At 65.5% G+C, this 11405-nt stretch carries 6 protein-coding genes; 4 read left to right on the top strand and 2 right to left on the bottom strand.

Translation table 11 applies throughout. From position 1 onward, the window contains the following. Positions 1 to 137 precede the first annotated feature (137 nt). The gene (locus WDM91_13260; protein ID MEI9995558.1) at positions 138 to 6449 is read left to right on the top strand and encodes a HAMP domain-containing protein; all 6312 of its coding nucleotides are present in this window, start codon (positions 138 to 140) and stop codon (positions 6447 to 6449) included. A 10-nt stretch (positions 6450 to 6459) separates the two neighbouring features. After that, the gene (locus WDM91_13265) at positions 6460 to 8307 is read left to right on the top strand and encodes a response regulator (protein ID MEI9995559.1); all 1848 of its coding nucleotides are present in this window, start codon (positions 6460 to 6462) and stop codon (positions 8305 to 8307) included. A gap of 2 nt (positions 8308 to 8309) precedes the next feature. Here the strand turns inward: WDM91_13265 and WDM91_13270 are convergent, their stop codons facing one another. Then, positions 8310 to 8528 (bottom strand): DUF6496 domain-containing protein, encoded by a 219-nt coding sequence (locus WDM91_13270; GenBank protein ID MEI9995560.1) that lies wholly within the window; start codon positions 8526 to 8528, stop codon positions 8310 to 8312. A gap of 149 nt (positions 8529 to 8677) precedes the next feature. Between WDM91_13270 and WDM91_13275 the strand changes: the two genes are divergently transcribed. Next, the gene (locus WDM91_13275) at positions 8678 to 9199 is read left to right on the top strand and encodes a cupin domain-containing protein (protein ID MEI9995561.1); all 522 of its coding nucleotides are present in this window, start codon (positions 8678 to 8680) and stop codon (positions 9197 to 9199) included. Here WDM91_13275 and WDM91_13280 read toward each other — a convergent pair. Further along, a complete protein-coding gene (locus tag WDM91_13280) occupies positions 9189 to 10883 on the bottom strand; it encodes a PAS domain S-box protein (protein ID MEI9995562.1) in 1695 nt (564 codons plus the stop codon). The genes WDM91_13275 and WDM91_13280 overlap by 11 nt on opposite strands. 73 nt (positions 10884 to 10956) lie before the next feature. On the opposite strand from WDM91_13280, the gene WDM91_13285 reads away from it, so the two are divergent. Continuing rightward, on the top strand, positions 10957 to 11337 hold the full coding sequence (locus tag WDM91_13285; GenBank protein MEI9995563.1) for a response regulator: 381 nt from the start codon (positions 10957 to 10959) through the stop codon (positions 11335 to 11337). The last annotated feature ends 68 nt before the right edge of the window (positions 11338 to 11405 follow it).

An 11405-nucleotide genomic window follows, 5' to 3' on the forward strand; every position in this document is an offset into this window, starting at 1 on the left:
CGCATGGGGCCCAATTATGTGTTCAGGCGGCGCAGCGAGTACGCAAGCGTACCCTTTCCATGCGAACCGTTTGATTTTCCTGCATTTTTCCGAGAATGCGAATCCCGCCGACGGTCGTCGGGCAAAGGAGTGCGCCTATGTCTGAGAGTGGCGATATGGTCCGGCGCAGCAAGCGGGCGCGCGTCCCCGCCTCGGCCGCCGCCGACCATGGCAATGGCCGCCTGCGTGACATCTCTCCAGCCGATCTCGAAGCCCTCCTGGCCGCGCTGCAGGCCATGCGTCGCGGCGATTTCACGGTCCGGCTCGCCGGCGACCAGGTGGGGCTGGCAGGCAAGATCGCCGATACGTTCAACGACATCGTCGCCGCCAACCAGCGCATGGCGGAGCAGCTGGACCGGGTCGGCGGTCTCGTGGGGCGCGAGGGCAAGACCCGCCATCGCGTGAAATTCGGCCTTTCGAGCGGCGCCTGGTCGGAGATGGAAAGTTCGGTCAACTCGCTGATCGACGATCTGCTGTGGCCGACCGCGGAAATGACGCGCGCGATCACCGCGGTGGCGCGCGGCGACCTGCTGCAGACCGTGCATCTCGACGTCGAGGGCCGGCCGCTCAAGGGCGAGTTCCTGCGCTCCGCCACCATCGTGAACGCGATGATCCGGCAGCTCGGCGTGTTCACCTCCGAGGTGACGCGCGTGGCGCGCGAAGTCGGCACGGAAGGCAAGCTCGGCGGCCAGGCGCAGGTCCGCGAAGTGACCGGCGTGTGGAAGGACCTCACCGAATCCGTGAACTCGATGGCGAACAACCTCACCGCCCAGGTGCGCAACATCGCCGAGGTGACCATCGCGGTGGCGAACGGCGACTTGTCGAAGAAGATCACCGTCGACGTGCGCGGCGAGATTCTGCAGCTCAAGGAAGCCATCAACACGATGGTGGACCAGCTGCGCTCCTTCGCCTCCGAAGTGACGCGCGTGGCGCGCGAGGTCGGCACCGAAGGCAAGCTCGGCGGCCAGGCGCTGGTGCCGGGCGTCGCCGGAACGTGGAAGGACCTGACCGATTCGGTGAACGCGATGTGCGGCAACCTCACCGACCAGGTGCGCAACATCGCCCAGGTGACCACCGCCGTGGCGCGCGGCGACCTCAGTCGCAAGATCACCGTCGAAGTGCGCGGCGAGATCCTGGAGCTCAAGGACACCATGAACACCATGGTGGACCAGCTCAACGCCTTCGCCTCCGAAGTGACGCGCGTCGGCCGCGAGGTCGGCACCGAAGGCAAGCTGGGCGGCCAGGCCCAGGTGCCCGGCGTCGCCGGCACCTGGAAGGACCTCACCGACAACGTGAACTTCATGGCGAACAACCTGACGACCCAGGTGCGCAACATCGCCGAGGTCGCGACCGCCATCGCCGGCGGCGACCTGTCGAAGAAGATCACCGTCAACGTCTCGGGCGAGGTGCTGCAGCTCAAGGAGACCATCAATACGATGGTGGACCAGCTCAACGCCTTCGCCTCCGAAGTGACGCGCGTGGCGCGCGAGGTCGGCACCGAAGGCCGGCTCGGCGGCCAGGCGAACGTGCTGGGCGTCGCGGGCACCTGGAAGGACCTGACGGATTCCGTGAACTCGATGGCGTCGAACCTCACCGCGCAGGTGCGCAACATCGCCGACGTGTCGACCGCCATCGCCAATGGCGACCTGTCGAAGAAGATCACCGTCGACGTGAAGGGCGAGATCCTTCAGCTGAAGGAGACCATTAACACCACCGTCGACCAGCTCAACGCCTTCGCCTCGGAAGTGACGCGCGTGGCGCGCGAAGTGGGCACCGAAGGCAAGCTCGGCGGCCAGGCCGTCGTGCGCGGCGTCGCCGGCACCTGGAACGACCTGACCGATTCGGTGAACTCGATGGCGCGGAATCTCACCGCCCAGGTCCGCAACATCGCCGAGGTCGCGACCGCCGTGGCGCGCGGCGACCTGTCCAAGAAGATCACGGTGAACGTGTCGGGCGAAATTCTCGAGTTGAAGAACACGCTGAACACCATGGTGGACCAGCTGAACGCCTTCGCCTCGGAGGTGACCCGCGTGGCCCGCGAGGTCGGCACCGAGGGCAAGCTGGGCGGCCAGGCCCAGGTGCCGGGCGTCGCCGGCACCTGGAAGGACCTCACCGACAATGTGAACTCGATGGCCGGCAACCTCACCGCCCAGGTCCGCAACATCGCGGAAGTGGCGACCGCCATCGCGAGCGGCGACCTGTCGCGCAAGATCACCGTCGACGTGCGCGGCGAGATCCTCCAGCTCAAGGAGACTCTCAACACCATGGTCGACCAGCTCAACCGCTTCGCGGGCGAGGTCACCCGCGTGGCGCGCGAGGTCGGCACCGAAGGCCGCCTCGGCGGCCAGGCCAACGTGCCCGGCGTGGCCGGCACCTGGAAGGACCTCACCGACAACGTGAACCTGCTGGCGGCGAACCTCACCACCCAGGTGCGCAACATCGCCGAAGTGACGACCGCGGTGGCGCGCGGCGACCTCAGCCGCAAGATCACCGTCGACGTGAAGGGCGAGATCCTGGAGCTCAAGAACACGCTCAACACCATGGTGGACCAGCTCAACTCCTTCGCCTCCGAAGTGACGCGCGTGGCGCGCGAGGTCGGCACCGAGGGCAAGCTGGGCGGCCAGGCCCAGGTGCCGGGCGTCGCCGGCACCTGGAAGGACCTCACCGACAACGTGAACTTCATGGCCTCGAACCTCACCGCGCAGGTCCGCAACATCGCCGAGGTCGCGACCGCGATCGCCGGCGGCGACCTGTCGAAGAAGATCACCGTCGACGTGCGCGGCGAGATCCTGCTGCTGAAGGACACGCTGAACACCATGGTGGAGCAGCTGCGGTCCTTCGCCGCCGAAGTGACGCGCGTCGCGCGCGAGGTCGGCACCGACGGGCGCCTGGGCGGCCAGGCCGTGGTGCCCGGCGTCGCCGGCACCTGGAAGGACCTCACCGACTCGGTGAACTCGATGGGCGGCAACCTGACTGCGCAGGTGCGCAATATCGCCGAAGTGACGACCGCGGTGGCGCGCGGCGACCTCAGCCGCAAGATCACCGTCGACGTGAAGGGCGAGATCCTCGAGCTCAAGAACACCATCAACACGATGGTGGACCAGCTCAACGCCTTCGCCTCCGAAGTGACGCGCGTGGCGCGCGAAGTCGGCACCGAGGGCAAGCTCGGCGGCCAGGCCCAGGTGCCGGGCGTCGCCGGTACCTGGAAGGACCTCACCGACACGGTGAACGTGATGGCGGCGAACCTCACCGAACAGGTCCGCGGCATCGTGAAGGTGGTGACCGCGGTCGCCATGGGCGAGCTCAAGCAGAACCTCACCGTGAAATCCAAGGGCGAGGTCGCGGCGCTGGCCGAGACGATCAACAACATGACCGAGACGCTGGCGACCTTCGCCGATCAGGTGACCACCGTGGCGCGCGAGGTCGGCGTCGAAGGCCGCCTCGGCGGGCAGGCGAACGTGCCGGGCGCCGCCGGCACCTGGAAGGACCTCACCGGCAACGTGAACCTGCTGGCCGCCAACCTCACCACCCAGGTGCGCGCCATCGCGGAAGTGGCCACCGCCGTGACCAAGGGCGACCTGACGCGCTCGATCCAGGTCGATGCCCGCGGCGAGGTGGCGGAGCTGAAGGACAACATCAACACGATGATCGGCAATCTCCGCCTGACCACCGACCGCAACACCGAACAGGATTGGCTGAAGACCAACCTCGCCCGCTTCACCAACATGCTGCAGGGCCAGCGCGACCTCGCCACGGTGGGCCGCACGCTGCTGTCCGAGCTCGCCCCGCTGATCGGCGCCCAGCTCGGCGTCATCTACCAGATGGAAAGCGAGGGCGAGAGCCTGCGCCTGCTGGCCTCCTACGCCGATGACGGCGTCGACGGGCATGCCAAGGCGGTCCGGATCGGCGAAGGCCTGATCGGCCAGTGCGCACTGGACAAAAGGCGCCTGCTGATCACCGGCCTTCATGCGACGACCCCGCCGATCAACTCCGCCCTGCTGAAGGTGACGCCGCAGAGCATCCTGGTCCTGCCGGTGGTGTTCGAGAACCAGATCAAGGCCGTCATCGAGCTGTCCTCGCTGGCGAGCTTCACCGACCTGCAGATCGCCTTCCTCGATCAGCTGACCGGCAATATCGGCATCGTGCTGAATTCGATCGAGGCCACGATGCAGACCGAGGGCCTGCTCAAGCAATCGCAGCAGCTCGCCGCGGAGCTGCAGGCGCAGCAGCGCGAATTGCAGCAGACCAACGAAAAGCTGGAGCAGAAGGCGCAGCAGCTCGCCGAGCAGAACGTCGAGGTCGAGCGCAAGAACCAGGAGATCGAACAGGCCCGCCTCGCGCTCGAGGAGAAGGCGTCGGAACTGGCGCTGACCTCGAAATACAAGTCGGAGTTCCTGGCGAATATGAGCCACGAGCTGCGCACGCCGCTGAACTCCATCCTGATCCTGGGGCAGCAGCTCGCCGACAATCCCGAGACCAACCTCAGCGCCAAGCAGGTCGAATTCGCCCGTACCATCCACGGCGCCGGAACGGACCTGCTCAACCTCATCAGCGACATCCTCGACCTGTCCAAGATCGAATCCGGCACCGTGACGGTCGACGCGGAGGAGATCGCGTTCAGCAGCGTCATCGACGCGGTGGCGCGGCCGTTCCGCCACGAGGCCGACACCCGGCAGCTCTCCTTCGACGTCGAGATCGACCCCAAGCTCGGCCGCACGATCTCGACGGACTCCAAACGCCTGCAGCAGGTCTTGAAGAACCTGCTCTCCAACGCCTTCAAGTTCACGGAGCGCGGCGGTGTCCGCCTGTCGGTCACGTCGGTCGAATCCGGCTGGACCGCCTCCCATCCCCTGCTCGGACAGGCCGCGGGCGTCGTCGCCTTCGAGGTCGCCGATACCGGCATCGGCATCCCGTCGGAAAAGCAGCGCATCATCTTCGAGGCCTTCCAGCAGGCGGACGCATCCACCAGCCGCAAATATGGCGGCACCGGCCTCGGCCTCGCGATCAGCCGCGAGCTTTCGAGCCTTCTGGGCGGCGAGATCCAGCTTCGCAGCATTCCCGGCGTGGGCAGCACCTTCATCCTCTATCTGCCCGTGCGCTATGCGGGTCCCGCGACGACTGCCCGGCCGTCGCAGGCGCAGCCCGCTGCGCCGCTCGCGGCCAAGGCCCTGGCGAACGCGCAGAGTCCCGAACGCATCGAGCAGATTCCCGACGACCGCAACGACATCGGCGCCACCGATACGGTGCTTCTGATCGTCGAGGACGATCCGCACTACGCCCGCATCCTGCTCGATCTCGCGCATGACGAAGGCTTCAAGGTGCTGGTCGCGATGCGCGGCGACGATGCGCTCGAAATGGCGCACGCCTATCAGCCGAGCGCGATATCGCTCGACGTCTTCCTGCCCGACATGCTCGGCTGGACCGTCCTGAGCCAGCTCAAGCAGAATCCCAAGACCCGCCACATTCCCGTGCAGATCGTCACCCTGGACGAGGACCGCCAGCACGGCCTGGCACGCGGTGCCTTCTCCTTCGTGTCCAAGCCCGCGACGACGGGCGGCGTTCAGGCGGCGCTCAACCGCATCAAGGAGTACGCCAAGCCGCGGCGCAGGAAGCTGCTCGTCGTCGAGGACAATCCCGACGAGCAGCTGAGCATCCGCGCCCTCCTGGAGCATGACGACATCGAGATCGTCACGGCCGAGTCCGGCCAGGACGCGCTCGACATGCTGCGGGAAGCGCCCTCCGACTGCGTCGTGCTCGATCTGCGGCTGCCCGACATGAGCGGCTTCGAGGTCCTCGAACAGCTCAAGGCGGATACCGAACTGTCGGACATTCCCGTCATCGTCTTCACGGGACGCGAGTTGACGGCGGAAGAGGACGCCCAGCTCCACACCATGGCACGCAGCATCGTGGTCAAGGGCGTGGAATCGCCGGAGCGCCTGTTGGACGAGACGGCATTGTTCCTGCACCGTATCATCACCGATCTGCCGCCCGAGAAGCAGCGCATGCTGGAGCGGCTGAACAGTTCCGACGAAGATCTGATCGGACAGACCGTCCTGCTGGTCGACGACGACGCGCGCAACATCTTCGCGTTGTCCAGCGTGCTGGAGCGTCGCGGCATGCACGTCCTGACCGCGACCACCGGCAGCGAGGCGATCGCGCTCGTCGAATCCACGCGCGAGCTCGCCATCGTGCTGATGGATATCATGATGCCGGAGATGGACGGCTACGAGACCACGGCGCTGATCCGCGAAAACCCGAAATTCCGCCGCCTTCCCATCATCGCGCTGACCGCCAAGGCGATGAAGGGCGACCGTGAAAAATGCCTGGAGGCCGGAGCGTCGGACTACCTGGCCAAGCCGGTCAACACGGACCAGCTGCTTTCCGCCCTGCGCATGTGGCTGCACCGCTAGAGGCATGATGATGAGCAACGTCAACGTCCTCCTTGTCGACGATCAGCCCGCCAAGCTCCTCAGCTACCATGTGATGCTGAAGGATCTGGAGGTGAACCTGATCACGGCGCAATCGGCCCGCGCCGCGCTCGCGGTCCTGCTCAAGAGCGACGTGGCGGTCGTGCTGATCGACGTGTGCATGCCCGATCTCGACGGCTTCGAATTGGCCTCGATGATCCGCAATCATCCCCGCTACCAGGAAACCGCGCTGATCTTCGTCTCCGCGATCAACATCTCCGAGACCGACCATCTTCGGGGCTACGATGCCGGCGCGGTCGACTATGTCTCGGTGCCGGTGATCCCGGAGATCTTGCGCGCCAAGGTGAAGGTCTTCGCCGATCTCTATCGCAAGTCGCGCCAGTTGGCGGAGCTCAACCGCGACCTCGAAAAGCGCGTCGCGGAGCGGACGGCGGAACTCGAAGCCTCGACGACGCAGCTCTTCGAGAGCGAAAAGCGTCGCAGCCTCGCGCTGGCGGCCGCGCAAATGGGGTCGTGGGAATACGACGCCGTGGCCGGGACCTGGGCCTGGGATGAGGGCCAGGCGCGGATCTTCGGCATCGACCTGCCCGCGACCAAATTCGACCTCGCCTCGGTGGCCCCGTTCATTCATCCGGAAGACTGGCCGCGTCTGGAGAAGATCGTGCGCGGCTTCGGTCCCGGCCAGAACACGGCGCGGAGCGAACTGCGCATCGTGCGGCCCGACGGAGAGGAGCGCTGGTGTTCCGTAGTCGCGACCGCATCCTTCGGTGCCGATGATTCCGTGGCGCGGATAAGCGGCGTGACGCTCGACATCTCGGAGCGCAAGCTGATCGAAGGCCGTCAGGAGCTTCTTGCGCGCGAGGTCGACCATCGTGCGCGCAACGCCTTGGCCGTGGTCCAGGCGATCGTCCGCCTTACCAAGGCCGACGACATCAGGGGCTATGTCGCCGCGGTCGAAGGTCGCGTTCGCGCGCTGGCACATGTCCACGATCTGCTGTCGCAGGCGCGCTGGCAGGGTGCCGATATCTACAAGCTCATCGCCGAGGAGATGGCGCCCTTCTCCGAAGGAGATCCGGCACGCCTGACACTCAACGGCCCTGCCATCGTGGTCGACGCGAACAGGGCGCAAACCATCAGCTTGGCCTTGCATGAGCTCGCGACCAACGCCGCAAAGTATGGCGCGCTGTCCGAGCCGCAAGGCAAGGTTCATGTCGGCTGGTCGGTCGAGAATGGCAGCCTCACGATCGATTGGCGCGAGGCGGACGGCCCTGCCGTCGAGCCGCCCACACGCAGCGGCTTCGGGAGCAAGATCATCAATGCCAGCGTCGCCACCCAGCGCGGCGGCAGTGCGCATTTCGACTGGCGCCCGGAAGGCCTCGAATGCGCCATCACCATCCCGTTGCTGGCGCCGGAGGCGATGCTGGCGATCAAATCGGCCCCGGCAGCGCTTGACGCGCGCCACGGCGTCGCGACGCTCCGAATCCTGGTCGTGGAGGACGAGCCCCTGATCGGCATGGCGACGAGCGATCTGATAGAGGAGCTCGGCCATCGCGTGGTCGGGCCGTTCTTCAACGTCGCTGCATCGCACGACGCCCTCACCGGCCAACTCGATGCCGCGATCCTCGACGTCAATCTCGGCGCGGACGAGGCTTATCCCATTGCCGAGGCCCTGGCCGGCCGGGGCATCCCATTCGTCTTCATGACCGGCTACGGACCGGAGAGCCTCGACAAGCGCTTCCGGCATTATCCCGTGCTGCAAAAGCCGGTGGTGCGGGATGCGCTCGCCGAGGCCATCGCGGGATTTGCCAATCCCGCAAAGCCCGTGCCGACGGCTGCTTAGGTTCAGGCGGATTTCTTCTTGGTCTTGCGCTTCTTGGCGACCTTGCGCTTCGGCACCTTCTTGCCCTTCTTGCGGGCCTCGGACAGGCCGATGGCGATCGCTTGCTTCCTGCTCTTGACCGTGCCGCCTTTGCCGCCCTTGCTACGCTTGAGCTTGCCCGCCTTGCGCCGGTGCAGCGCGCGTTTCACATCCTTGCCGGCGCTTTTGGAATACCTAGCCATGGTGTCCTCCCATTTCGGAAGACATAACGCGCGGAACCTTCTCTTTTATCCCGGATTTCCTGCACATGTCGGTCGTGGAAGATGTCAAAGCCTTCGTCGAGCGCCGCACAGGTCTCCGCCGTCCGTCGAATGCCGCTCTCGAATCGTTGGTGCGTGAAAGGCAGCCGCGGACGTTCCGCTTTCGCGATGACGGCGAGGTTCCGAACAGCCCCTGGCCGCTGCTGGTCTATCGCTCCGCGGTCAGGCTGGACGGCGACTACGATCCGGCGGCGATCTTCGAGGCGCTGTTTGCGCACAATGGTTGGCGCGGCTCGTGGCGCGACGGCATGTATGACTGGCTGCACTATCACAGCAACACACACGAGGTGCTCGGCGTGGCGCGTGGCTGGTTGCATGCCCGCTTCGGCGGAAGGAATGGCCGGCGGATCGCCGTGAAGGCGGGAGACGTGATCGTGCTACCCGCCGGTCTCGGCCACTACCGATTGCGCAAAGCCCGCGATCTTCTGATCGTCGGCGCCTATCCCAACGCGAAAGCGTATGACGAATGCGAGCCGAAGGACACCGACGGCAAGGTTCGACGCTCTGCGGCGCGCGTGAGACTGCCGCGCAGGGATCCGGTATACGGCGCGAACGGTCCGCTTTTTCAGAAATGGAACCGTTCTAGATCTTGATCTCCAAGATGCAGTGCAGTCCGGCCGCTGCGTAATCGAACATTGCCGCACCCTGCTCGCCGCGCAAGGTGCGCTCGATCATCTGGCTGCCGAAGCCGCGTTTTTCCGGCTTCTTGACCGCCGGGCCGCCATGCTCGACCCAGTCGAGCTTCAGCCGTGTACCGTTGGATGTCTCGCCCAGGGACCAAGTGACTGCAACCTCGCCGCTGTCATTCGACAATGCGCCGTACTTGACCGCATTCGTCCCGAGCTCATGGATCACCATGGACAAAAGGAGTGCCGTGGTCGGGTTGAGTTCGACCACCGGGCCTCCGAGGACGAAGCGCTTCCGGTCCCGCTGCTGGAACGGAGTCAGGGCGCGCGCGATCGTCTCCTCGACTCCGACGGATCGCCAATTCTGAAGGTTCAACAGATCATGCGCGTCGGAGAGCGCATGAAGCCGGGCGACAAAGGCCTGCCGTTCCTCCTCGGGTGCAGTGCGAAAGGTTTGGCTTGCGATCGCCTGGACCGTGCCGAGCGTGTTCTTCACGCGGTGCCGGAGTTCGTTGAGGAGCAGTTCCTTGGCCTCCTCCGCCTTCTTGCGCTGCTCGATCTCCGTCTGCGCGGCGCGGTGGAGCCTTGCATTGTCGATCGCCACAGCGGCCTGCGCCGCCACAGCCGCGATAAGGGACTCGGATTCGTCGCTGAAGACGCCTGCCCGATCGTGGCCGAAAAAGAGCCCGCCGATGACTTCGTTCGACGACGACATCACGGGCACGGCCAGATAGCTCACGACCGGCAAGTGGCCGGCCGGCATTCCATGGTGCGGCGCGCTCTTCCCGTAACGGGGATCCTTCGCGATATCGTCGACGCGGACGATCCCTTCGCCGCGGAACGTCTGTGCGAACAGGGCGGTGTTGCGCGGCAGGCCGAAGGTCTCGAACGCTTCGCGCGGGGCGCCGGACAGCGCGTAGAGAAGATAGGATTGTCCGGCTTCATTGGAGACGTTGTAGAAAAACGCACCGAATTTCGCGCCGCTCAGTTCGGTTGCAAGGTCGGTGATCGACTGGACGATTCGCTGCAGATCGAGGTCGCGGGACACGACTTCGGCGACGTGGTTGAGCGTCTGAAGATGCTTCGCCTGGCGGCGCAATTGCTCGTCGGCGCGCCTGCGCTCCGAGATATCGCGCGCGATCTTCGACGCACCGACGACGGTGCCCGTGCCGTCGCGGATGGGCGAGACGGTCAGCGAGATGTCGATGGGAGAGCCGTCCTTGCGGCGGCGGATCGTTTCATAATGCTCGATCCGTTCGCCCCGGCGGATGCGTTCGATGATGCCCGGCTCCTCGCTCTGGCGGTCGGCCGGAATCAGCAGCAAAATCGGCTTGCCGATGATCTCCTCTGCGGAATAGCCGAACAGCCTCTCGGCGCCTTTGTTCCAACTGGTCACGATGCCGTTGAGGTCTTTGCTGATGATGGCGTCGTCCGAGGAGGTGATGATCGCGGCCAGATGCTGCGCCGCATCCGGCGTCGGCGAAGCGCGGCCTGCAGGCGTGCTCTCGTGTTCCGCCGATGTGCCCGAACTCATCTGGCCCCCAGGAGGCATACAGCTGTCACGAATTCGTTTTACCTGCGCCCCGGCGAAAGGCCAGCGATTAAATTGGTCGCCCCTTCGGAACCAAGATGGACGAGTCGCGTTCACCATCGCTTGTGCCGCTGCGTGTCGGACGTCGACTATTCGCCTATGGTGCCGGCCGCAGGGCATTCGGAGCGAAGGCGTGGCTGATTCCGCACAAAAGCCGGTCGTGCTACTGGTCGAAGACGAATGGCTCGTCCGCATGGAAATCGCCGATGCCCTGCTGGAGGCCGGCTGGGAGGTCTTGGAGATCTCCAGCGGCGAAGCGGCCGTCGCGCACATCGCCGGCGGACATGCCCTCGACCTCCTTGTCTCCGACATCCGGCTGACGGGGCCTGTCAATGGCTGGGACGTCGCCGAGGCTTGCCGCGCCGCCCATCCGGCGATCCCCGTCGTCTATGCATCGGCCAACCCCTGCGACCGGGATCGCATGGTCAAGGACAGTGTATTTCTCAGCAAGCCGTCCCGCACCGAGCAACTTGTCTCGCTCTGCCGGAATCTCTACGAGCGGAAAGCGAAATAGGCATACGGAACGAGTGTCGCAGGCCACCACGCGAATTTCGCGCGGGCCTGCGATACGGTAAGAATTCG

The organism is Rhizomicrobium sp., assembly GCA_037200385.1.
GTDB lineage: Bacteria > Pseudomonadota > Alphaproteobacteria > Micropepsales > Micropepsaceae > Rhizomicrobium.